General features: G+C 64.9%; 20 protein-coding genes. 9 read left to right on the top strand and 11 right to left on the bottom strand.

Features of this window, described 5'->3' with window-relative positions; genetic code table 11:
• Window positions 1-64: 64 nt before the first annotated feature.
• The 5 genes from RBJ75_RS14510 to cysG are packed head-to-tail and all read right to left on the bottom strand — an operon-like array spanning window position 65 to window position 4702.
• On the bottom strand, window positions 65-781 hold the full coding sequence (locus RBJ75_RS14510) for a phosphoadenylyl-sulfate reductase (RefSeq protein ID WP_044414575.1): 717 nt from the start codon (window positions 779-781) through the stop codon (window positions 65-67).
• On the bottom strand, window positions 778-1293 hold the full coding sequence (locus RBJ75_RS14515; RefSeq protein WP_044414574.1) for a DUF934 domain-containing protein: 516 nt from the start codon (window positions 1291-1293) through the stop codon (window positions 778-780). The genes RBJ75_RS14510 and RBJ75_RS14515 overlap by 4 nt, the downstream gene beginning before the upstream one ends.
• On the bottom strand, window positions 1280-2935 hold the full coding sequence (locus RBJ75_RS14520; protein WP_044414573.1) for a nitrite/sulfite reductase: 1656 nt from the start codon (window positions 2933-2935) through the stop codon (window positions 1280-1282). The genes RBJ75_RS14515 and RBJ75_RS14520 overlap by 14 nt, the downstream gene beginning before the upstream one ends.
• A 22-nt stretch (window positions 2936-2957) precedes the next feature.
• On the bottom strand, window positions 2958-3272 hold the full coding sequence (locus RBJ75_RS14525) for a DUF2849 domain-containing protein (RefSeq protein ID WP_044414572.1): 315 nt from the start codon (window positions 3270-3272) through the stop codon (window positions 2958-2960).
• Window positions 3269-4702 carry a siroheme synthase CysG gene (cysG, locus tag RBJ75_RS14530; protein WP_044414571.1) on the bottom strand — a complete coding sequence of 478 codons (1434 nt, stop codon included), beginning with the start codon at window positions 4700-4702 and terminating at the stop codon, window positions 3269-3271. The genes RBJ75_RS14525 and cysG overlap by 4 nt, the downstream gene beginning before the upstream one ends.
• 260 nt (window positions 4703-4962) lie before the next feature.
• Between cysG and cysD the strand changes: the two genes are divergently transcribed.
• From cysD to RBJ75_RS14555, 5 genes are all read left to right on the top strand, one after another.
• Window positions 4963-5757 carry a sulfate adenylyltransferase subunit CysD gene (cysD, locus tag RBJ75_RS14535; protein ID WP_044414570.1) on the top strand — a complete coding sequence of 265 codons (795 nt, stop codon included), beginning with the start codon at window positions 4963-4965 and terminating at the stop codon, window positions 5755-5757.
• A complete protein-coding gene (cysC, locus tag RBJ75_RS14540) occupies window positions 5757-7709 on the top strand; it encodes an adenylyl-sulfate kinase (protein WP_411194466.1) in 1953 nt (650 codons plus the stop codon). Before cysD ends, cysC begins: the two co-directional genes overlap by 1 nt.
• Before the next feature lie 248 nt (window positions 7710-7957).
• Window positions 7958-9397: a DUF1800 family protein gene (locus RBJ75_RS14545; protein ID WP_044408852.1), complete on the top strand. Its 1440-nt coding sequence runs from the start codon at window positions 7958-7960 to the stop codon at window positions 9395-9397.
• A gap of 2 nt (window positions 9398-9399) precedes the next feature.
• Window positions 9400-10611: a DUF1501 domain-containing protein gene (locus tag RBJ75_RS14550; RefSeq protein WP_411194467.1), complete on the top strand. Its 1212-nt coding sequence runs from the start codon at window positions 9400-9402 to the stop codon at window positions 10609-10611.
• Between the two features lie 216 nt (window positions 10612-10827).
• Window positions 10828-13005 (top strand): malate synthase G, encoded by a 2178-nt coding sequence (locus RBJ75_RS14555; protein WP_044408848.1) that lies wholly within the window; start codon window positions 10828-10830, stop codon window positions 13003-13005.
• An 83-nt stretch (window positions 13006-13088) separates the two neighbouring features.
• On the opposite strand, the gene RBJ75_RS14560 is transcribed toward RBJ75_RS14555, so the two are convergent.
• Complete coding sequence (locus RBJ75_RS14560) at window positions 13089-14000, bottom strand: LysR family transcriptional regulator (RefSeq protein ID WP_044408846.1); 912 nt, start codon at window positions 13998-14000, stop codon at window positions 13089-13091.
• Between the two features lie 112 nt (window positions 14001-14112).
• On the opposite strand from RBJ75_RS14560, the gene RBJ75_RS14565 reads away from it, so the two are divergent.
• From RBJ75_RS14565 to RBJ75_RS14575, 3 genes are all read left to right on the top strand, one after another.
• Window positions 14113-15267, top strand: coding sequence for an HlyD family secretion protein (locus tag RBJ75_RS14565; protein ID WP_044408834.1), 1155 nt, complete (start codon window positions 14113-14115; stop codon window positions 15265-15267).
• Window positions 15268-15286: 19 nt separating this feature from the next.
• The gene (locus RBJ75_RS14570) at window positions 15287-16894 is read left to right on the top strand and encodes an MDR family MFS transporter (RefSeq protein ID WP_044408831.1); all 1608 of its coding nucleotides are present in this window, start codon (window positions 15287-15289) and stop codon (window positions 16892-16894) included.
• 105 nt (window positions 16895-16999) lie between these two features.
• Entirely contained in the window at window positions 17000-17200 is a 201-nt protein-coding gene (locus RBJ75_RS14575; RefSeq protein ID WP_044408828.1) for a CsbD family protein, read from the top strand.
• Window positions 17201-17296: 96 nt separating this feature from the next.
• Here RBJ75_RS14575 and RBJ75_RS14580 read toward each other — a convergent pair whose 3' ends face one another.
• The 3 genes from RBJ75_RS14580 to RBJ75_RS14590 form a co-directional block, all read right to left on the bottom strand.
• Window positions 17297-17452 (bottom strand): Thivi_2564 family membrane protein, encoded by a 156-nt coding sequence (locus RBJ75_RS14580; RefSeq protein ID WP_152647662.1) that lies wholly within the window; start codon window positions 17450-17452, stop codon window positions 17297-17299.
• A 117-nt stretch (window positions 17453-17569) separates the two neighbouring features.
• Window positions 17570-18244, bottom strand: coding sequence for a DUF2865 domain-containing protein (locus tag RBJ75_RS14585; protein WP_044408825.1), 675 nt, complete (start codon window positions 18242-18244; stop codon window positions 17570-17572).
• Between the two features lie 24 nt (window positions 18245-18268).
• Window positions 18269-19042, bottom strand: coding sequence for a L,D-transpeptidase (locus RBJ75_RS14590; protein ID WP_044408822.1), 774 nt, complete (start codon window positions 19040-19042; stop codon window positions 18269-18271).
• Window positions 19043-19290: 248 nt separating this feature from the next.
• On the opposite strand from RBJ75_RS14590, the gene RBJ75_RS14595 reads away from it, so the two are divergent.
• Entirely contained in the window at window positions 19291-20385 is a 1095-nt protein-coding gene (locus RBJ75_RS14595; RefSeq protein WP_080900964.1) for an AI-2E family transporter, read from the top strand.
• Between the two features lie 351 nt (window positions 20386-20736).
• Here RBJ75_RS14595 and RBJ75_RS14600 read toward each other — a convergent pair whose 3' ends face one another.
• Entirely contained in the window at window positions 20737-21111 is a 375-nt protein-coding gene (locus RBJ75_RS14600) for a hypothetical protein (protein ID WP_044414789.1), read from the bottom strand.
• A 327-nt stretch (window positions 21112-21438) separates the two neighbouring features.
• Window positions 21439-22245, bottom strand: a complete 807-nt coding sequence (locus RBJ75_RS14605; RefSeq protein WP_044414762.1) for a response regulator — start codon at window positions 22243-22245, stop codon at window positions 21439-21441.
• Window positions 22246-22385 lie beyond the last annotated feature (140 nt).

Below are 22385 nucleotides of genomic sequence, written 5' to 3' on the forward strand. Positions count from 1 at the left end.
GGAGAAGCGCTTCGAAGTCAACGAAACGCCATTTCAATGTTCGCGTCGTTGCAACAGCTATGTGCTACGACATCTTCATGGTGTGGATGCCGCATTCCGTCTTGCCCTTGCCGCGCCAGCGACCGGCACGCGACTCTTCATTGCCGTCGGCGCGGCTGGTGCACGGCATGCAGCCGACCGAGAGAAAGCCGGACGCCACCAGCGGATGCGGCGGCAGCTTGGCCAGCGCGTAGATCGCCGCGATCTCCTGCGGCGAGACGTTGGCGAAGGGATTGAATTTCAATCGCGCGCCATCGGCCTCGACCATCGGGATGTCGGCGCGCAAGCCGCCCTGGAATCGCTTGCGGCCATTGATCCAGCCGCCGAACGGCGCCAGCGCCCGCGACAGCGGCTCGACCTTGCGGATCGCGCAACATTTGTCCGGATCGGAGAACCACAGCTCGCGTGAAGGATCGTCGCGGTTCAGATTCTCGTCGAGCGGCTTGATCGAGCGGACGTCGGTGAGGCCGAGCGTCGCGATCAGAGTATCGCGATAGGCCAGCGTTTCGTCGAACAGCCAGCCGGTATCGAGAAAGATCACCGGGATCGCCGGATCGACGTCGGCCATCACTTTCAACAGCGCCGCGGATTCGGTGCCGAAAGACGACACCAGCGCCAGCCTGTCGCGGCCGAGATGGCGCAAGGCCGCTTCGATCACGTCCGCGGGCGAGGCCTCGCGCAAGACGCCGTCGAGCTCGCGTGCGTTGAGCTGCTGCGGCGACGGCTGGGCTAATTCGCTCATGACGTCGCACTCTCGGCCAGACGCAACCGCAAGCGGCGGTCGCGCGCGGTGAGGCGTCCTTCGCCGGTCGGCTGATAGAATGTGGTGTAGCGCTGCGTCGCTTCGGCAAACGCCGCCGCGTCGCTGTCCTTGCTGACCTCGAAGGCATCGAAGCCATTGCGCAGCAGGAAGGTGAACTGATCGCGCAGCACCTGCCCGGTGGCGCGCAGCTCGCCGCGATAGTTGAAGCGCTCGCGCAGCAGCCGGGCCTGGCTGTGGGCGCGGCCGTCGCGGAAGCTTGGAAATACCAGCGCCACCATAGCGAGGCGATCGAGATATGGCACGAGGTCGGCGACGTCGCGGTTGTTGGGCCAGATCACCCCGACCGGGCTGTTGCGCTGGATCAGCGCCTCGGCATTGCCGAGAAACCGGGCGGCGGAGATCAGCACCGCGCCTTCGGGCGGCAGTTCGTCCTCGTCGGCAAGATGCACGAAGGCGTCGCTGACGATCTGTCCGTTGTTAACGAGTGGCATAGACGCGCTCCTTGAAAGGCTCGAGGCCGAGGCGCTTGACGGCATCGACGAATAACTCGTCGGGCCGGGCGCGCAAGGCAAGATAGGCCTCGACAATATCCTCGACCACGTCGGCGACGTCCGCATAGGGCACCGCCGGCCCGATCAATTCGCCGACCACGGCCTGCTCGTCGGCGCGGCCGCCAATGGTGATCTGATAGAATTCCTCGCCATTTTTCTCGACGCCCAAGATCCCGATATGGCCGACATGATGATGGCCGCAGGCATTGATGCAGCCGGAAATATTGACATGGAGCCGGCCGATCATGTTGGCCGTCTCGTGATTGGAAAAACGCCTGGTCAATTCCTGCGCGATCGGGATCGAGCGGGTATTGGCCAGCGAGCAATAATCCAGCCCCGGGCAGGCGATGATGTCGGTGACCAGATTGACGTTCGGGGTGGCGAGGTGGAGTCGGTCGAGCGCCCGCCACAGCACCGGCAGATCGCGCCTGGCGACATGGGGCAGCACCAGGTTCTGCTCATGGCCGACGCGGATTTCGCCGAACGAATATCGCTCGGACAGATCGGCGATGCCGTCCATCTGGTCAGCCGTGGCGTCGCCCGGCGCCCCGCCGATCGGCTTCAGCGACAGCGTGACGATGGCGTAGCCGGGCTGCTTGTGGGGGGCGACCGAATTGGCGTGCCAGGCCGCAAAGCGCGGATCGCTTGCAGCCTGCTTCACCTCGTCCGTATCGTCGGGGAGATTTTCATAGGCCGGATAGCGGAAGCGCGAGCGGATATCGGCGACCGAAGCGTCGTCGAGCGCCAGCGCGCCATCGCGCATCTGCAGCCATTCGGCCTCGACTTCCTGGGCGAATTTCTCGATGCCCAGTTCATGCACCAGGATCTTGATCCGCGCCTTGTAGATATTGTCGCGGCGGCCATACTGATTATAGACCCGCAGGATCGCCTCGACATAGCTCAACAGGTCGCGGCCCGGCACGAACGGCTTGATGGTCTTGCCGATGAACGGGGTGCGGCCGAGGCCGCCGCCGACCAGCACCTCGAAGCCGGTCTCGCCCGCGTCATTGCGATGCAGCCGCAGCCCGATATCGTGCACCTTGATGGCAGCACGATCGTGGTCGGACGCCGTGATGGCGAATTTGAACTTGCGCGGCAGAAACGAGAATTCCGGATGCAGCGTCGAATATTGCCGCAGCAATTCGGCCCAGATCCGCGGGTCCTCGATCTCGCCCGGCGCGACGCCGGCCCATTGATCGGCGGTGATACTGCGGGTGCAATTGCCCGAGGTCTGCATCGCGTGAATATCGACCTCGGCGAGTTCGGCCAAAGCGTCGGGCAGATCGGCGAGCTTGATCCAGTTGAACTGGATGTTCTGCCGCGTGGTGAAATGGCCGTAGCCGCGATCATATTTGCGCGCCACATGCGCGAGCCTGCGCATCTGCGCCGCCGACAGCGTGCCATAGGGGATAGCGACCCGGAACATATAGGCGTGCAACTGCAGATAGACGCCGTTCATCAGCCGGATCATCTTGAACTCGTCTTCCGAGAGTTCTCCGGACAGCCTGCGCTTGACCTGATCGCGAAATTCGGCGACGCGCTCGTTGATCAAGGTGCGGTCGATCTCGTCATAAGCATACATGGAAGAAGCCTTATTGTGAGCTTTACGGCTGCGGCGGCAGCGCGATGGTGACGCCCTGGCGGCGGATCTGTTCGCGCAGATTGCCGGGCACGATCGCGCCGGCCGCGTCGAGCACGACCGGCGCGATATAGGGGCCGATCGCGCCGACATCGTCGGCGGCGGCTTCCGCCAGCAAGGCGCGGGCGCCTGGCGCATCGCGCACGATCGCCGCATCGGCCAGATCGGTCGACCAGTCGCGGGATTCGGTGCGGTAGATCACCACGCCGTCCCAGGTCCGGTTCGCGGTCACCACCGAGGGTCCGGTGATCTTGATTTTTTGTTGCAGTGGAGAAGTCATTCGGCGGCCACCTGATACTGTGCAGCGAGTTGTTGCAGTTGAGCGGCGCGCCACGGCGCGGAATGCGCCACCACGTCGCCGATGATGAGAATTGCCGGGCCGGAGCCGACCTCGTCGACCAAAGCCGGCAATTCGTCCAGCGTGCCGACCGCGGCCTGGGCGTCCGGTCGCGTCGCCCGCGCGAACACGCCGACCGGGGTCTGCGGCGACCGACCCGCCTTGAGCAGGCCGGCTAGCACTGCCGGCGCGGCGCTCATCCCCATATAGACCACCACCGTCATCTTGGCGTCAGTCAGCGTCGACCAGTCGACATTGTCGGCGTCGTTCGCCTTATGAGCGGTAAGAAACGTGATGCGCAGCGCCTCGTGGCGATAGGTCAGCGGCACCTCGAATTGCGCCGCGACGCCAAGCCCGGCGCTGATGCCGGGAACGACCGAATAGGCCACGCCAGCTTGGCGCAGTGCTTCGACCTCCTCGCCGCCGCGGCCGAACACGAAAGGATCGCCGCCCTTCAGCCGCACCGCGCGCTGGCCGGCCTGCGCCGCCTCGATCAGCAGCCGATTGATGGCGTCCTGGCCGATGCCCGGCTGCCCGACGCGACGGCCGACCGGCACGCGTGACGCATCGCGGCGAATGCGGTCGAGAATCTCCGGCGTCACCAGCTCGTCGTAAAACACCACGTCGGCGTCCTGCAGCGCGCGCAACGCCTTGATGGTCAGCAGATCCGGATCGCCCGGCCCGGCGCCGACCAAAGTGACGCTGCCCTCGCCGCCCGGAATCTGCGCGCCCGCATAGGCGGAGGGATCGCTGATCGTCGTCAATTCGCGTTCCGCCTCGGTCACGCGACCGGCCAGCACCAAAGCGCCGATCGGGCCATCGACGATCCGCTCCCAGAACCGGCGGCGCAGCGCAAAGGCCGAAATCCGTCCATTGAAGCTCTTGCGAAACCGCCCGATGAAATGCGCCAGATCGCCAATCCGGGCCGGCAGCAGCGCCTCGATCTGTTCGCGGATGCGCCGCGCCACCACCGGCGACGTCCCGCCGGTGCCGATCGCCACCACGACATCGCCGCGATCGACGATCGCCGGGAAGATGAAACTGGAATGCTGCAGATCGTCCATCACATTGACCGGCAGCCCGACCGCGCGCGCCCGCGCCGCCATCGCCGGCCCGAGATCGCCGGCGCCGGCGCATAGCACCGCCACCACGCCGGTCAGATCGGCGGTCAAAGGATCGCCCTCGCCGTGCTGGATCCGCGCCGCCGCCTCCGGCGACACGCCGCCGAGCTGGTAATCGCCATCGATCGCGTACCAGCTAATGCGCGCGCCGGCCGACAGCAGCAGCCGCAGCTTGGCCCGCACCAGCTCGCCGCCACCGACCAACAGGATCGGCCCGATGCGCAGATCGAGAAACACCGGCAGATATCGCATGGGCTACTCCGCTCCCAGAACTTTGGGTTGACTAGAATTATTTTCTATATATCTCTCTTGCAAGCACTTCAAAGAGAAATTTATTTCTTCTCTGCGATGATGCAACGGTGGAAGTTTTTGCCCTCAAACCGCAAGCGCATGACATGAACCTTCTCAGCACCGATCATCGCGGCCAGCCATTGCACCACGACGACAATGTTTCGGACCGATCCGGGCCGCCGCTCCGGGAGTTTTCCCGGGCGCCATTGTCACCGCCGGGGATGGATCATCTCGACGCGCTGGAAGCACAGAGCATCTACATCTTCCGCGAAGGCTTCGCCCGGCTGAAGAAGCTGGCGCTGCTGTGGTCGCTCGGCAAAGACTCCAATGTGATGATCTGGCTGGCGCGCAAGGCGTTTTTCGGCCGGGTGCCGTTCCCCGCGCTACATGTCGATACCGGCAAGAAATTCGCCGAGATGTATGCGTTCCGCGATCAATACGCCAAAGAGTGGGAGCTCGACCTCAAGGTCGATTATTGCCCGCCGCTCGAGACCATCGATCCGACGTTGCCGCCCGCCGCGCGCTCCGCCGCGCGAAAAACCGAAGGGCTGAAACTGGCGCTGGCCAAATACGGCTTCGACGGCTTGATCGCCGGAATTCGCCGCGACGAGGAAGCCACCCGCGCCAAGGAGCGGGTGTTCTCGCCGCGCGGGCTCGAGGGTGGATGGGACGTCCGCGACCAGCCGCCGGAATTCTGGGACCAGTTCAATGCCTCGCCGCCGCCCGGCGCGCATTTGCGGATTCATCCGATCCTGCATTGGACCGAGGCCGATATCTGGGCCTACACCAAGCGCGAAAACATCCCGATCATTCCTCTGTATCTGGCCAAGGACGGCAAGCGCTATCGCTCGCTCGGCGATTCCGACATCACCAACCCGGTGGCGTCGCAGGCCGCCACGATCGACGACATCCTGATCGAACTCGACAGCACCAAGGTTCCGGAGCGCGCCGGCCGCGCGCTCGACCACGAGACCGAGGACGCCTTCGAGCGGCTGCGCGTCGCCGGCTATCTGTAATGAGCAACGCTGTGAATGCCGCCGAGAGTCTCGCCATGAATATCGCCATCGCGCCTTCTTCCCTCGCTACCCCGAACGGCACCACCCGCCCGCTGGTGCGCATCGTCATCGTCGGCCATGTCGATCACGGCAAGTCGACGCTGGTCGGCCGGCTGCTGCACGAGACCGGTTCGCTGCCCGACGGCAAGCTGGAGATGCTGAAAGAAGTCAGTGCCCGGCGCGGCATGCCATTCGAATGGTCGTTCCTGCTCGACGCGCTGCAGACCGAGCGCGATCAGGGCATCACCATCGACACCACCCAGATCTCGTTCCGCACCGGCTCGCGCGACATCGTGCTGATCGACGCGCCGGGCCACGCCGAATTCCTCCGCAACATGATCACCGGCGCCTCGCAGGCCGACGCCGCGGTGCTGATCATCGACGCGCTGGAAGGTGTGCGCGACCAGACCAGGCGGCACGGCTATCTGCTGCATCTGCTCGGCGTCAAACAGGTCGCCGTGGTGGTCAACAAGATGGACCGGGTCGATTTCAGCGCGGCGCGCTTTGCCGCGATCAGCGACGAGATCTCCGCGCATCTGATCGGGCTCGGCGTCACGCCCAGCGCGGTGATTCCGATTTCGGCCCGCGACGGCGACGGCGTCGCCGAACGCACCGCGAGGATCGCCTGGTACGACGGCCCCACCGTGGTCGAGGCGCTGGACGCGCTGATTCCGGCGCGGCCGCTCGACCAATTGGCGCTGCGGCTGCCGGTGCAGGCGATCTATAAATTCGACGACCGCCGCATCGTCGCCGGACGGATCGAGTCGGGCGCGCTGCAAAGCGGCGACGAGATCGTGATCATGCCGGCCGGCAAGATCGCGACCATCAAATCGGTCGAGAGCTGGCCGGTGACGCCGCTCAATGGCCCGCAGGGCGCCGGCCGCTCGGTCGGTATCACGCTCGATCGCGAATTGTTCATCGAGCGCGGCGACGTCATCGCCCGTGTCGGTGCGGCGCCGCGCGATACCAGGCGGCTGCGCGCGCGAATCTTCTGGCTGCACGATCAGCCGCTGAGCACCGGACAATCGATCCTGCTGCGGCTCGGCACGCGGGAAACCCGCGCCACGGTGGTGGCGATCGAAAAGGCGGTCGATCCCGGAGAACTCGAAAGCGTCGCCGCCAAGGCAATCGCCCGCAATCATGTCGGCGAGATCGACATCGCCTTGGCGCAGCCGGTGGCGGCCGATCCCTATACGGAGAATCCGCGCACCGGGCGCTTGGTGATCGAGGTCAATGGCCGGATTGCCGGCGGCGGGCTGGTGCTCAGCGTCGATGCCGGACAGCGCGCGATCCCGGACGACATCGTGCCCGTTGAATCCGCCTTGCGGCCCGATGAGCGTTCGGCGCGCTACCGCCATCGCGGCGCGGTGCTGTGGCTGACCGGATTGCCGGGCTCCGGCAAATCGACGCTGGCGCTGGCGCTGGAGCGGCGGCTGTTTTCACGCGGCGGCTCGCCGATCCTGCTCGATGGCGACACCATGCGCGCCGGGCTCAATGCCGATCTCGGCTTCTCGCCGCAGCACCGCGCCGAAAATATCCGCCGCCTCGCCGAAATCGCCAGCCATCTGGCGCGCAACGGCCATATCGCCATCGTCGCCGCGGTATCGCCGGCGGCCGAGGACCGCGCCGCGGCACGGCGCATCGCTGAGGACATGTTCCGCGAGATCTATATCGCGACGCCGGCTGAGGTGTGCGAGAGCCGCGACCCCAAGGGCCACTACGCCAAGGCCCGCGCCGGCGCGTTGAAAGGCTTCACCGGGATCGGCAATGATTACCAACCGCCGATCGACAACGAGTTGACGATCGACACATCGAGCCGCACGGTCAGTGAAGCCACCGAGGATATCGAACTGATGCTGGCCAGGACCGGCGTGCTGTTCGACGAATTGGTCGATCTCGCCGCGAACATCTGACCCGGCTGCCGGATCGGGGCGCGGCAGCAACCGCCCCCCGATCCGACGCGGGGCAGCGTCGTTCCATTCGACCAGCTGCGGATCAACGCCGTTGGTTCGCGAGCCACTGACTCCATTCTATCCGGTTGTCACTATCCTAACTGGATCGTGATCGCGGCCTTCACGCCGGGTTCATCGGCGCCAGCGTTACCTCGGTTGCATCGCGCCATGTCGACGCAATTTCGACGGCGCTCAATCGGAGAATGGCCGTGGCCCGTGACTGGCAAGGCGGTCTGACCGCACTCAATCGGTTCGGCTTCGGCGCCCGCGGCGGCTCGTCGGGCGATCTGATCCATGCCGCCTCCGACCCGCGCGGCTTTGTGCTGGCCGAGTTGAACCGCCCCGATGCCGCGCTGCTGGAAGGCCCCGGCCTGCTGTCGACCGAGATTCTGGCGCAGGCTTTGTTTGCCTATCAGGACGAGGTCAAACAGGCGCGGGAGGCCGCCGCCGCGATGCAAGCGTCCATGGCGATGATGGCGCCACCGACCGACGCGCCGAAGCCCGCCGACCACAAGCCCGCCGCGCCGGCGCCGCTCAACGTCGTACAGAAGACCTTTCGCGCCGAAGCGCTGGCGCGGATCCAGCGCGCCAGCATTGCCGAATGCGGCGTGGTCGAGCGGCTGGTGGCGTTCTGGTCGAACCATTTCTGCATCTCGGCCAATAAGGGCGAACCGGCGCGGATCTGGGCCGGCGCGTTCGAACGCGAAGCGATCCGCCCGCATCTGCTGGGCAAATTCGGCGACATGCTGCGCGCGGTCGAACAGCATCCGGCGATGCTGTTCTTTCTCGACAATCAGCAATCGATCGGCCCGGACTCCAAGGCAGGGCAAAGGGGCAAGCGCGGCCTCAACGAAAACCTCGCCCGCGAGACCATGGAGCTGCACACGCTGGGCGTCGGCTCCGGCTACACCCAGGAGGATGTGACCTCGCTGGCGCGGATCATCACCGGCTGGAGCTTTGCCGGCCGCAACGCCAAACTCGGCGCTCCCGGCAGCTTCATCTTCAACGCCAACGCCCATGAGCCCGGGCCACAGCATCTTCTCGGCAAGACCTATGACGCCGGCGGCGTCGCGCAGGGCGAGGCCGCGCTGGCCGATCTGGCCCGGCATCCGGCGACGGCCAAATTCATCGCGCGGAAATTCGCGGCGCATTTCGTCGCCGACGATCCGCCGCCGGCGCTGGTGGCAAAGCTGCAAAGCGTCTTCGTCAAGACCGACGGCGACCTCAAGGCGCTGACGCTGGCGCTGATCGCGGCCGACGACGCCTGGCAGGCGCCGTTGACCAAGATCCGCTCGCCCTATGACTATCTGATCGCCAGCGGTCGCTTGCTGGCGCGGATCCCCGACGACCCCGGCATTTATCTCGGCGGGCTCAACACGTTGGGCCAGCCTTTGTGGACGCCGTCCGGCCCGAACGGTTTTGCCGACAGCAACGCCGCCTGGGCGGCGCCGGAAGGGCTCAAGCTGCGGCTCGATATCGCCGCCCAACTCGCCGCGCGCGTCGGCGACAAGCTCGACGCCCGCGAGTTGCTCGATGGCGTCGCCGGTCCGGCGGCGTCCGAGGACACCAGGCAGGCGATCGCGCGCGCGGAATCGCGGCCGCAGGCGCTGGCGCTGTTGTTGATGTCGCCGGAATTCCAGAGGAGATGACGATGCCCTACTCATCGCTGCAGACCTCGCGCCGTGCGCTGCTGCTCGGCGGCGCCTCATTCGCCGCCTGGGCCTATCTGCCGACATTCGCCCGCGCCGCCGGTGGCCGCGACCCGCGGCTGGTGGTGGTGATCCTGCGCGGCGCGCTCGACGGGCTCGCCACCGTGGCGCCGATCGGCGATCCCGATTACGCCGCCCTGCACGGCGCCATCGCGCTCGCAGCCTCTGGGCCGCATCCGGCGATCGGGCTCGATTCCTTTTTTGCGCTGCATCCGGCGATGCCGGAATTTGCCCGGATGTATCAGGCCAGGCAGGCCGCCATCATCCATGCGGTGGCGACGCCGTATCGCGAGCGCTCGCATTTCGACGGCCAGGATGTGCTGGAAAGCGGCCTCGCCGGTCCCGGCCGGGTGCAATCGGGCTGGCTCAACCGCGCGGTCGAGGCGTTGCCGCGCGGCGAGCCGATCACAAGGGCGCTGGCGATCGGCCCGACCGCGCCCTTGGTTTTACGCGGCGCGGCGCCGACCGTCGGCTGGGCCCCGGCAACGCTGCCACAGGCCGCCGAGGACACCGCGGCGCGGCTGATCGCGCTCTATCAGCAACGCGATACCGCGCTGGCCGCGGCGCTGAGCCAGGGTGTGCAACTCGACAAGATCGCGCATGGCGACGAGATGAAAGCCCGGCCCGGCGGCAATGCAATTCTGGCGATGCGCCAGGTGGCGCGCGGCGCCGCGAAACTGATGGCCGCCGATGACGGCCCGCGGATCGCCGCACTGGCCTTCGACGGTTGGGATACCCATGCCAATGAAGGCGGCCCGGTCGGCCGGCTGGCGCAATTGCTCGGCGGCCTCGACGGCGCGCTGGCGGAATTCGAAACCGGCCTCGGCCCGCGCTGGCGCGATACCGTGATCCTGGTTGCCACCGAATTCGGCCGCACCGCGAAGATCAACGGCACCTCCGGCACCGACCACGGCACCGGCACCGTGGCGCTGCTCGCCGGCGGCGCGGTGAAAGGCGGCCGGGTGATTGCGGATTGGCCAGGCCTCAAGCAAACGCAGCTCTACCAGGCCCGCGATCTCGCACCGACCACCGATCTGCGCGCCGTCATCAAAGGCCTGCTGCACGACCATCTCGGCATTGGCGAGCGCGTGCTGGCCGATCGGGTGTTGCCGGACAGCGCGCTGGTCAAACCGATGCGAGGACTGGTGATCTGAAGGCCGACCCGGCTATCCTGGGTGAGGTGACGCGTGCCGAGCGCGGCATCGGTTCGGCCCTCGCGACGAGGGTACAGCCGCTCGGGCGCAACTCCCCCTTCTCATCGGCCCGGGTTTGACGCTAAAAGGGGCGCCCCGGACGCCAGAAGCGGTGCCGGGTCCATTTGACCCCTGAAAATGGCGCGTTTGACGCCGTTTCTCGCGAGATATCCAAACATGAATCGTATCGACGCCCATGGTCTGAAAATCGCGCCTGTCCTGTTCGACTTTATTGCCAAGGAAGCCGCCCCGAATACCGGCGTAACGCCCGACGCCTTCTGGGCCGGGCTCGCCGCGATCGTCAAAGACCTGGCGCCGAAAAACCAGAAATTGCTGGCGCTGCGCGACACGCTGCAGGGCAAGATCGACGCCTGGCATCTCGCCCATAAGGGCAAGCCGCTCGATCTCGCCGCTTACACCGCGTTTCTCAAGGAGATCGGCTATCTGCTGCCGGAGCCCGCGACGGTGCAGATCGAGACCGCCAATGTCGACCGGGAGATCGGCCAATTGTGCGGACCGCAGCTGGTGGTGCCGCTCAGCAATGCGCGCTACGCGCTGAACGCGGCGAATGCGCGCTGGGGCAGCCTGTATGACGCGCTCTACGGCACCGATGCGATTCCGCACGACGCTTCGGAAGCCGGCAAGGGCTACAACAAGGCGCGCGGCGACAAGGTGATCGCCAAGGCCAAGGCCTTTCTCGATCAGGCCGCGCCGCTTGCCACCGGTAGCCATAGCGACGTCACCGCTTACAGCGTGATCGCCGGACATCTGTCGGTAAAACTCAAAGACGGCAATCTGACCGCGCTGAAGAACCAGACGCAGTTCACCGGCTATCTCGGCGCGGCCACCGCGCCGACCGCGATCCTGCTGGTCAATCACGGCATGCATATCGACATCCGGATCGACCGCAGCCACATCATCGGCAAGGACGATGCCGCCGGCGTTTGCGACATGATCCTGGAATCGGCGGTGTCCACCATCCTCGACATGGAAGACAGCGTCGCAGCGGTCGATGCCGACGACAAGGTCCAGATCTATCGCAATACGATGGGGCTGATGGACGGCACGCTGTCGGCCGATTTCGACAAGGGCGGCAAGACACTGACCCGCACGCTGCATGAGGACCGGGTCTATACCGCGCCGAACGGCGACGAGATCAAGCTGCACGGGCGTAGCCTGTTGCTGATCCGCAATGTCGGCCATCACATGTATACCGACGCGGTGCTGGATTCCGCCGGCGCGGAAATTCCCGAAGGCTTTCTCGACGCCGCCATCTCCGGCCTGATGGCGATCCACGACCTCAAGACCAAGGGCAAGATCCGCAACAGCCGCCACGGCTCGGTCTATATCGTCAAGCCGAAGATGCACGGCCCCGACGAAGTGGCGCTGACCTGCGAATTGTTCGCCCGCATCGAGACCATGCTCGGCCTGCCGGAGAACACCATGAAGGTCGGCATCATGGACGAGGAGCGCCGCACCACGGTCAACCTCAAGGCCTGCATCCTGAAGGCCTCGAAGCGCATCGTGTTCATCAACACCGGCTTCCTCGACCGCACCGGCGACGAGATCCACACTTCCATGGAAGCCGGCCCGATGATCCGCAAGAACGAGATGAAGGCGCAGCCCTGGATCAAGGCCTATGAAGACTGGAACGTCGATGTCGGGCTGATCGAAGGGCTGCCGGGCCATGCCCAGATCGGCAAGGGCATGTGGGCCGCCCCCGACAAGATGGCCGACATGCTGGAGCAGAAGATCGGCCACCCGCAGGCCGGCGCCACCACCGCCTGGGTGCCCTCACCGACCGCGGCGACGCTGCACGCGCTGCATTATCACCAGGTCGACGTCCACAAGCGCCAGCACGAGCTGAAGCAGGGCGGCCCGCGCGCCAAGCTCGACGACATCCTCACCATTCCGGTGTCGCAGTCGAACTGGGCGCCCGACGACGTCAAGCAGGAGATCGACAACAATTGCCAGGGCATTCTGGGCTATGTGGTGCGCTGGATCGACCAGGGCGTCGGCTGCTCCAAGGTGCCGGACATCCACGATGTCGGGCTGATGGAAGACCGCGCCACCTTGCGGATCTCCAGCCAGCATCTGGCGAATTGGCTGCATCACGGCGTTGTCACCCATGATCAGGTGATGGAATCGCTGAGGCGGATGGCGGCGGTGGTCGACAAGCAGAACGAAGGCGATCCGTTGTACCGGCCGATGGCGCCGGACTTCGACGGCGTCGCCTTCGAGGCCGCCTGCGACCTGATCTTCAAGGGCCGCGCGCAGCCCAACGGCTATACTGAATTCATCCTGCATATCCGCCGCCGTGAGGCCAAGGCGGCACATCTGCAGGATCTGCGCTGATCGCAACCAAGCGTCCGCCGCGAACCAAGCCCCTCCCGATCGGGAGGGGCTTTTTCATGTGCGCCGCGGCCGGCGATTCGCGCTCAGGCGTCGTGATCGATCAGCCGCTGCTGCGCGGTGCTGTGCTTGACCAGCATATCGACGAAGGTCTTGAGTTTGGCGGAGGGGTGCCGGCGATGCGGATAGACCGCGTTCATGGTCATCTCCACCGGCCGATATTCCGGCAGCAGCCGAACCAGCCGGCCGGATTCGATAGAGGCCTGCACCAGGAAACCGGCGGCCAGGCAGATGCCGGCGCCGGCCAGCGCAGCGATGTGCAAGGTCTCGCCGCTGTCGGTGAGCAGGCGGCCGCTGACCCGCACCGACGCCGGCGCGCCGTCCCGATCGACGAACCGCCACTCGTCGCCATAGGGATAGATCACATGGCGGAGGCAATCGTGCCCGGCCAGATCGGCCAATTGCCGCGGCATGTCGTGGTCGCGCAGATAGGACGGCGCGCAGCACAGCACGTGGCGCCACGTCGCCAGCTTGCGGACGATGAAGCTCGAATCCGGCGGCAGCGTCATGCGCAGCGCCACGTCGATGCCGTTGTCGATCAGGTCGACCGCGGATTCCCCGAGGCGGAGATCGACCTTGACCTCGGGATAGGCCAACAGAAATTGCGCCACCACCGGCGCGATGAACGGCACCATGTGGGTCGCGGCCTGCACCCGCAGCGTGCCGCGCGGCGTCGACTGCTGGGCCCGCACCACAGCGTCGGCCTGTTCGAGGTCTGCCAGCACCTGGGCAGCGCTGTCGTAATAGGCCCGGCCGATCTCGGTCGGGCTGACCTTGCGGGTGGTGCGATTGAGCAGCCGCACCCCGAGGCTCGCTTCCAGAGCCTGAACGTGATTGCTGACCATGGTGGTCGACATGCCGAGCTTGCGGGCGGCGGCTGAGAAGCCGTTGCTGTCGACGACTTGGACGAAGGCGGTCAGGCTGGTCAAGCGATCCATTGGCAGATTATCCATTTCCGCGGGACAATCCTTTTATCAGAGACGGTATTATCTGTCCCGGCCGGACATCCCAAATGCCCTCCACACCCGTGCCCAAGGTCTGGAGAGCGTCATGTCGACCATATCGATCCCCGAGCCGTCCGTGGTCAGCGCCCGCCTGACCCGGAAGCTGCTGCTCCGCGCGGCGCTGGCCTTGATCCTGCTCGGCATCGTCGGCGCCGTGATCGATGTCGGCTATGGCTACTTCACCGTCGGGCGCTATCTGGAGACCACCGACGACGCCTATGTGAAGGCCGATTCCACGATCGTCGCGCCCAAAGTGTCGGGCTACATCACCGAGGTCGACGTCGCCGACAATCAGCCGGTCAAGGCCGGCCAGACCCTGGCCCGCATCGACGATCGCGATTTCCGGGCCGCGCTCGAACAAAGCCGCGCCGACGTCGCCTCGGCCGAGGCCGCGGTGCAGAACATCGACGCCCAGCTTGCGGCCCAGCAGCCGATCATCGATCAGCAAGCCGCCGAAGTCACCGCCAGCGCGGCCAATCTCGCATTCGCCCGTCAGGAGCACGCCCGCTACGACACTCTGATGCGCAGCGGCTCCGGCACCCTGCAGCACGCGCAACAGACCGACGCGGCGTTGCGGGTCGGCGAAGCTCAGCTCGCCCAAGGCAAAGCAGCGCTGCTGGCGGCACGGCGCAAGCTCGACGTGCTCGGCACGCAGCGCAGCCAGGCGGTCGCCGGGCTGGCGCGGGCCCGCGCCGTCGAGCGCCAGGCCGAGCTCAATTTGTCCTACACCGCGATCGTCGCGCCGGTCGACGGCACCGTCGGCGCGCGCACATTGCGCAACGGCCAATACGTCCAGGCCGGCACCCCGTTGATGGCCGTGGTGCCGCTCGACGCGGTCTATGTCGTCGGCAATTTCAAGGAGACCCAGCTCACCAATGTCCGCACCGGGCAGCCTGTCGAGCTCGTGGTCGACACCTTCCCCGGCATCAAACTGCGCGGTCATGTCGACAGCCTGTCGCCGGCGAGCGGCCTCGAATTCGCGCTACTGCCGCCCGACAACGCCACCGGCAATTTCACCAAGGTGGTGCAGCGCGTGCCGGTGAAGATCGTGCTCGACGACCGTAGCATGGTCGGCCTGCTGCGCCCCGGCATGTCGGCCGAACCGAGCATCGACACCAAGGCGACGGTTCTGGCCGAACGCGGCGGCGCGCAGACCACGACCGCACAGGCCCGGCGCGCATCCGTCAAGTCTGCCAACTAGAAGCGGTCAGAGAACCTTCATGAGCGTATCTCAAACGATCAACGCGCCGGGCCCGACCAGCGCGGCCACCGCGGCGGCCACGCCGACGGTCTCCGCCAAAGCCTGGCTGGCCGTGATCGGCGCGGTGCTCGGCGCGTTTCTCGCCGTGCTCAACATTCAGATCGTCAACGCCTCGCTGGCCGACGTGCAGGGCGCGATCGGCGCCGGCATCGACGACGGCGGCTGGATCTCGACGTCCTACCTGATCGCCGAAATCGTGGTCATCCCGTTGAGCGGCTGGCTCGCCCGGGTGTTTTCGGTTCGCCGCTATCTGCTGACCAACGCGGCGCTGTTTCTGGTGTTCTCGGTCGCCTGCGCGCTGGCGCGGGATCTGCCGCAGATGATCGTGATCCGCGCCTTACAGGGCTTCAGCGGCGGCGTGTTGATCCCGATGGCGTTCACGCTGATCATGATGCTGCTGCCGGCCGGCAAGCAGCCGGTCGGGCTGGCGCTGTTCGCGCTGTCGGCGACGTTCGCGCCGGCGATCGGCCCGACCATTGGCGGCTATCTGACCGAAAACTGGGGCTGGCAATACATCTTCTACGTCAATCTGGTGCCCGGCGTGGTGATGATCGCGATGCTGTTCGTGTCGCTCGAGCCGGAGCCGATGAAGCTGCATCTGCTGCGCGAGGGCGACTGGCCGGGCATCGCCACGATGGCGATCGGACTGGCCGCGCTGCAGACCGTGCTGGAAGAGGGCAACAAGGACGACTGGCTGGCCTCGCCGTTCATCCTGCGGCTGTCGATCGTCGCAGCGGTGGCGTTGGCGCTGTTCGTCGTGATCGAACTGACTTCGCGCAAACCGCTGCTCAATCTGCGGCTCCTGACTCGGCGCAATTTCGGCTTCGGCATGATCGCCAATTTCCTGATGGGCCTCGCGCTGTACGGCTCGGTGTTCATCCTGCCGCAATATCTGTCACGCATTCAGGGCTACAACGCCGAGCAGATCGGCATGGTGCTGGCATGGACCGGCCTGCCGCAGCTCGCGCTGATTCCGCTGGTGCCGGCGCTGATGAAGAAATTCGATGCGCGACTGTTGATCGCGGTCGGCTTCGCGCTGTTCGCCGCGTCGAATTTCATGAACATCTGGATGACGCCGGACTACGCGACCGATCAATTGTTCTGGCCCAACATCATCCGGGCGGTCGGCCAGGCGTTGGCGATGACGCCATTGTCGGTCGTCGCCACCGCCGGCATCGAGAAGGAGAACGCCGGCAGCGCGTCCGGGCTGTTCAACATGATGCGCAACCTCGGCGGCGCGGTCGGCATCGCGATGCTGCAGACATTTCTCACCAAACGCGAGCAATATCACTCCAACGTGCTGATGCAGGCGGTGACACTGTTTGCCCAAGCGACCCGCGACCGGCTGGAGCATCTGACGCAATACTTCCTCGCCCACGGCGCCGGCAGTCCGGCGGACGCGCTGGCCCGCGCCGAAGTCGCGATCGGTCACATCGTACAGAAGCAGGCCTTCATCCTCGCCTTCAGCGACACCTTCTATCTGCTCGGCGTGGCCTTGGTGGGGGCGCTGGTGGCGGGGCTCTTCCTCAAGAAACCAAATCGGGTCAGCACTGGCGGCGCGCACTGAGGCTAGGCGCGAATCCTGATCGCAAGTGACTTCTTGCCGCAGCCGCGCCAGGAACCTTGGCTAGTGAGCTCCGTTGTTTGGGCACCAACAACGGAGGACGATCCGATGGATTGGAATCGCATCGAAGGTAATTGGAAGGAATTCAAGGGCGCCGCCAAGGAGCAGTGGGGCAAGCTCACCGACGACGACCTCGATCAGATCGAGGGCCGCCGCGAGCAGCTCGAAGGCAAGCTGCAGCAGCGCTACGGCTACGCCAAGGATCAAGTCAAAAGCGATGTCGACAGCTGGTTCGGCTCCTTGAAATAACCCCGGCTCACAGAGAAAGCCCCGGCGCATCGCCGGGGCTTTTTTGTGATCGGATGAGCAGGACGACCGGACAGTGACGGACCGATAGGCTCGGCCTTAAAAGACCGCGAGATATTTCAGCAGCGAAATGATGCCGATCACGATCACCACCGCGCGCGCGATCTGCTTGGCGCGGCCGTCGAGCGGCAACAAATTGATCAGATACAAGACCAGAATAACGACAAGAAACGTGATCAGAATACCGACGAGCATGACAAATTCCCCCAACGGCCCAAAGCGATCTGCGCGGCCGCCGTGCTGTCCGCGCAATCAGACAACAGGCCAGACGCCGATCGGTTCCGTCGAAGGAACCAACCTCAAAGAGGATCGTCAGTCGGACGCCATCACCGGAATATGCTGATAGCGCGAGCGGACAGCGGCTGAGGCGCGCGACAATTTCAATTCGCGGTCGTCGCGCGTCGATCCTTGCGCGACCATCAGCCCATCATGCTCGGCGACCAGATCGCCCTTGCGCACGGTCGGGTCGTCCTCGATCTTGATCTTCGCCAATCCGAACTGGTTCTTGCCGTTGCAAGTGCAGCCCGCGACGATTTCGCTGCGATATTTGAACGCGTTGGGCAGTTCAGAATAGCGTTTGCCGCTCTTGGTGACGGCATTGTCGATCGTGCCGCCGCCATAGATGACGTTGGTCTCGCTGGCCGGGCAAAAGCTGTTGCAGGTTTCCGCCTTGCTTTGCCCGCCGGTGGCGGCAAGCGGGAAGTAACGGCCATCGCAGCTTCGCACGCAATAGGCCTGGGTGCCGCCCGAATAGCTCCGGCGCGGCGTCGACACGGCCCGATCCGATCCTGGGCGATCCGGCGATATATCACTTTCCCCGCCATAGGACATCGGCCGCATCGGCGATGGCGCATAGTCGTGTTGCGGCGCCACCAGACCGCCGAACAGGGCGCTGAAAAAATCCTCGGCGTGGGCGGATTGGCTCGCCCCGGCGACCAGCAACACGGCCGCCGCCGCACACCATCCGATCCGGCTTGAGCTAGACATTTTTCATCTCCGGCCTCGATGGACTTAGTAGATTTCCGATCCGGAAAGGTTCATGGCCTGACGTTCGACCTGTCCGGCACGACCTGAGGCCGGCTGCGCCATGGCATGACGCGTCGCCACCGAGCGGCGCGCTTCAAGGTGCGATGCGGATTTCGGCAGCACCACCACCTTGGCGCCGACCTGAACCCGGCTGAACAGATCTTCGACGTCCGCATTGGTCAGACGGATACATCCCGATGACACGAACTTGCCGATCGTCGACGGATCATTGGTGCCGTGAATGCGATATTCGCTATTTCCGAGATACATCGCCCTGGCGCCCAGCGGGTTGCCCGGACCACCAGCCATGAAGCGCGGCAGATAAGGCTGGCGCGCGATCATCTCGGCCGGCGGCCGCCAATCCGGCCATTCGGCCTTGCGGGTGATGGTTTGAACGCCGGACCAGGTGAAGCCCTCGCGGCCAACACCGACGCCGTAACGGATCGCACGGCCCTGGCCCAGCACGTAATACAACGCAGTATGACCGGTATCGATGACGATGGTTCCGGGAGGCTGCGTGGTGTCATAGTCGACAACGGCCCGGCGCAGCCTGTCGTCGAGTTCGCCTGAACCGTCACTGGGCGCAAAGGCCTCGTTCGCGCCATACGCAGCGCTTTGCTGCTGCGTCGGATAGCCCATGCTCTGCGCCGAAGCCTGCGTGGTCGACATAAGCGGGACCACGAAGAAAGCCGCGGCAACCAGGAGCGGGCCATAACTGCGGGACCGCTGCGCGTTCTTTGCGGAAATTGTTACTGCCATGGTCGTGCCCCTAATTCAGCGTCGCGATGTTGTCGCAGGATGAACGCATTGGGTGACCATGCGTTCCATTGGCACTTGCGAGAGCCCCGGGGGCGACTGGCAACGGGTTAACTGACAGACAAAGGTCAGTTAGTTGGCGGGGGCCCTGCTGCTGTCGGCACCTGGAACTAACGGAACATTGCTCGGTTGAGATTGTGCCGAACCGGCCATCGCGCATTCTGCGCCGACCTTGGGTGGATGATTTGCGTATGCTTCCTGTCGAATCAGTCGGCACGCCCGTTCCGGACAGTAATGACGCACGCCCTCCCTTGTTTCGGCGCCTCGATGCGGTCGCCATTAGCCTGATCGGCCTGCTGATCATTGTCATTGCCGCCGCGCTTTATGTTGGAAAGCCGTTCTTCCTGCCGATCGTGACCGCATTCGTGGTCGGCACCATGCTGTCACCGGCAGCATCCTTGCTGGAGCGGCATCGGATCCCGCGGCCGGTTTCCGCGGTCCTGATTGTCACCATCGCGCTGGCGGCCGTGATCTTCATGGTGGGACTGATTTCGGCGCCGCTGATCGAATGGAGCAGCCGGCTTCCGGAACTCGGATCGCTGTTGCGGGACAAGCTTCATATCTTCGACCGGCCGGTGGAGATGTGGCGGCAATTGCAGGTGACGCTGGGCGGCAGCGAGATTCTCCCGGCAGCCTCGATTCAGATGCCGAAGATCGACTGGATGCAGCCGACATTGGCGTTTTTGTCGCCGACCTTTACGGAAATCTTGCTGTTTCTCGCCACCCTTGTGCTGTTCGTCGCAAGCTGGAAAGACCTGCGCCGGGCTCTGGTGATGACCTTTGCGGGGCGCGACGCGCGGCTGCGCACGCTGCGGATTCTGAACGAGATCGAAGGCAGTCTCGGCGGTTATTTGCTGACGGTAACCAGCATCAATCTGGGGTATGGCGCGGTCACCGGCGTGATCTGCGTGGTCGCCGGGATGCCGAACCCGGCCGGGCTCGGGGCGCTGGCCGCCACGCTGAATTTCTTCCCGATCATCGGCCCCTTCGTGATGTTCGTGATCCTGACCGTGGTCGGGATCATCTCGTTTCCGACGCTCGGCGCCGGGCTGGTGGCGCCGCTGGCCTTTGTCGGACTGACCTTTATCGAGGGGCACTTCATAACCCCGACAATCATCGGACGACGCCTGTCGCTGAACGCCTTGGCGGTGTTCATCGCGCTGGCGTTCTGGACCTGGCTGTGGGGACCGATGGGCGGTTTTCTCGCCTCGCCTTTGCTGATCGTGGCGCTGATCCTCAAAGAGCATCTGATGCCCGACGATGCGCCCCAGCTGCCGGGCCGCTGACCGGCACTCGCCACCAACAGCCCGGCTAGAGCCGTTCTGTTTTTATGGAATCAGGCCTGGGCTTCGGAGCGCTCACAACGGGCACTGCCTCATGGTGAGGAGGCGCGAAGCGCCGTCTCGAACCATGCGCCGCAGACCATCCGGCTCCTCATCCTTCGAGACGCCCGGCTTTGCCGGGCTCCTCAGGATGAGGACTCAGTCCCCTTGGGAACGACCAAATCCGCTTCTATCAATCGACGAAGCGCTCTGGTGCCGTTCATCTTGCAAGGGTGGCAAGGGTGGGATTTGTCTGGCTGGCATTGCGCAGCCAGCGGCGGCGCTTATGGGCGGCGGATTTCGCCAGGCAACGCGTCACGTCACGCAGCGGCCGGGTTGCAACAGCCTGGCCACGTCGGTCAACACGCTCACGACCGGTTCGCACGCGACCATCGCCCGGCGGCGTAGGGACGATTTCTGCGGATCGGGGGCGCGGCGCGCCGCCTGAGCTGTGGGAATCCGCAGCAAGATCGATTGGTTCACCAGATTGATTCCGATGGTCTGGCTAGCTTGAATTCGCCTGGTGGTGATTCCGCGATCCGATTTGCCGACACGGTTGATGTCGTGCATTGATGCGGGCGTTTCGAGCCGAGCTTGCGAGAGATCCCCGCCCGAGGCGAGGCGGGCGGCGCCGAGTGTGAGGGTCACGGCTATCGAACAGATTACAATTCCGCGCACGCGCTTGGACATGGTGATCACCGCTGTTGTATCGCCGCGACGTCAATCCAAGACAGAACGAGGGAACCGGCATGGGGTTCGGGCGATAGCAATCAATTAACTGTGTAAAAAATAGCGCCCTGGAGTCGGAACGACTGGGGTCGGCAAGCGTCGTACCGCAAGCCGGTTAGTCCCTCTGCCCCAAATTGACCGGTGATGCGGAGCGCAGCTGTGGTGATGCCAGCTGCGCTCCGTTTTTTTGCGGCGTCGTCAGGCGATGATGAAAAGTGCGCCGCCCGCTCGCAAACGCAAACGGGGCGGCAAAGCCGCCCCGTGACGTATTTCAATGAGATCAGGCGGTCAGGACGCAGCGGCGGTTGTCGGCCGGTTGCGGGAATTGCGCTGAAAGAACAACGCCTGGCTTGCCACCGCCGACACCATCGCCGGCTGGAACGGTTTTGAGATCAGGAACGCCGGCTCCGGTCGTTCGCCGGTCAGGAAGCGTTCCGGGTAAGCCGTGATGAACACCACCGGGACTTCGAACTCGCGCAACAATTCGTTGACGGCGTCGAGGCCGGAGCTGCCATCGGCCAGCTGGATGTCGGCCAGGATCAGGCCGGGCTTCTTGGTCTTCGCCAGCGCAAGCGCGTCCGAATGGGTCCGCGCGACGCCAATGACATTATGACCGAGGTTCTTGACCAGGCTCTCCAGATCCATCGCGATGAAGGTTTCATCCTCGATGATCAGCACGTCGGTGGCGATCTCCGCGGCCATCTCCCGGCCCGCGGCATCGGCCAGCTTGCGGATTTCGGCGACGTCGGTGCGCAGCACGAAGGCGACTTCCTCCTCGGAAAAGCCTTCCAGCGACAGCAGAAGAAAGGCCTGCCGCGGCAGCGGGGTGAGGTTGGCGATCCGGTGCTCGGACGGCATCGGCAACGTCGCGACATGCGGATCGTCGTTGAGCGCCACCGAATTCCAGATCTGGGTGAACAGCCGAAACAAAGCCGCGCGCGGTCCGTGCTGTTCGTCGAGCAGCGACGGGTCCTGCAGCAGGGCTTCCAGCATCGCTCCGACATAGGCGTCGCCGGAGGCTTGGCTGCCGGTCAAAGCGCGGGCATAGCGCCGCAACAACGGCAAATGTTCAGCAACTAGCTGTGATCGTGACATCCCCACTCCATAAAGGTCGCCGAAAAAAGTACCCAATAAGGCCTGGAGCCCTGACGGGCGGACCGAGGCCCTCTGGTATCTCCTAACTTACGTCCCAGTGTGACAAAAGTTCCATCACTCCCGGAACTTTGCGGCCGGAT

The sequence above is a fragment of the Rhodopseudomonas sp. BAL398 genome, from assembly GCF_033001325.1.
Lineage (GTDB): Bacteria > Pseudomonadota > Alphaproteobacteria > Rhizobiales > Xanthobacteraceae > JARJEH01.

What these genes read in the sequence shown, in the direction of transcription:
- RBJ75_RS14510 (WP_044414575.1), bottom strand. Translation starts at nt 781, where the DNA reads ATGAGCGAATTAGCCCAGCCGTCGCCGCAGCAGCTCAACGCACGCGAG.
- RBJ75_RS14515 (WP_044414574.1), bottom strand. Translation starts at nt 1,293, where the DNA reads ATGCCACTCGTTAACAACGGACAGATCGTCAGCGACGCCTTCGTGCAT.
- RBJ75_RS14520 (WP_044414573.1), bottom strand. Translation starts at nt 2,935, where the DNA reads ATGTATGCTTATGACGAGATCGACCGCACCTTGATCAACGAGCGCGTC.
- RBJ75_RS14525 (WP_044414572.1), bottom strand. Translation starts at nt 3,272, where the DNA reads ATGACTTCTCCACTGCAACAAAAAATCAAGATCACCGGACCCTCGGTG.
- cysG (WP_044414571.1), bottom strand. Translation starts at nt 4,702, where the DNA reads ATGCGATATCTGCCGGTGTTTCTCGATCTGCGCATCGGGCCGATCCTG.
- cysD (WP_044414570.1), top strand. Translation starts at nt 4,963, where the DNA reads ATGGATCATCTCGACGCGCTGGAAGCACAGAGCATCTACATCTTCCGC.
- cysC (WP_411194466.1), top strand. Translation starts at nt 5,757, where the DNA reads ATGAGCAACGCTGTGAATGCCGCCGAGAGTCTCGCCATGAATATCGCC.
- RBJ75_RS14550 (WP_411194467.1), top strand. Translation starts at nt 9,400, where the DNA reads ATGCCCTACTCATCGCTGCAGACCTCGCGCCGTGCGCTGCTGCTCGGC.
- RBJ75_RS14555 (WP_044408848.1), top strand. Translation starts at nt 10,828, where the DNA reads ATGAATCGTATCGACGCCCATGGTCTGAAAATCGCGCCTGTCCTGTTC.
- RBJ75_RS14560 (WP_044408846.1), bottom strand. Translation starts at nt 14,000, where the DNA reads ATGGATCGCTTGACCAGCCTGACCGCCTTCGTCCAAGTCGTCGACAGC.
- RBJ75_RS14565 (WP_044408834.1), top strand. Translation starts at nt 14,113, where the DNA reads ATGTCGACCATATCGATCCCCGAGCCGTCCGTGGTCAGCGCCCGCCTG.
- RBJ75_RS14570 (WP_044408831.1), top strand. Translation starts at nt 15,287, where the DNA reads ATGAGCGTATCTCAAACGATCAACGCGCCGGGCCCGACCAGCGCGGCC.
- RBJ75_RS14575 (WP_044408828.1), top strand. Translation starts at nt 17,000, where the DNA reads ATGGATTGGAATCGCATCGAAGGTAATTGGAAGGAATTCAAGGGCGCC.
- RBJ75_RS14580 (WP_152647662.1), bottom strand. Translation starts at nt 17,452, where the DNA reads ATGCTCGTCGGTATTCTGATCACGTTTCTTGTCGTTATTCTGGTCTTG.
- RBJ75_RS14585 (WP_044408825.1), bottom strand. Translation starts at nt 18,244, where the DNA reads ATGTCTAGCTCAAGCCGGATCGGATGGTGTGCGGCGGCGGCCGTGTTG.
- RBJ75_RS14590 (WP_044408822.1), bottom strand. Translation starts at nt 19,042, where the DNA reads ATGGCAGTAACAATTTCCGCAAAGAACGCGCAGCGGTCCCGCAGTTAT.
- RBJ75_RS14595 (WP_080900964.1), top strand. Translation starts at nt 19,291, where the DNA reads ATGCTTCCTGTCGAATCAGTCGGCACGCCCGTTCCGGACAGTAATGAC.
- RBJ75_RS14600 (WP_044414789.1), bottom strand. Translation starts at nt 21,111, where the DNA reads ATGTCCAAGCGCGTGCGCGGAATTGTAATCTGTTCGATAGCCGTGACC.
- RBJ75_RS14605 (WP_044414762.1), bottom strand. Translation starts at nt 22,245, where the DNA reads ATGTCACGATCACAGCTAGTTGCTGAACATTTGCCGTTGTTGCGGCGC.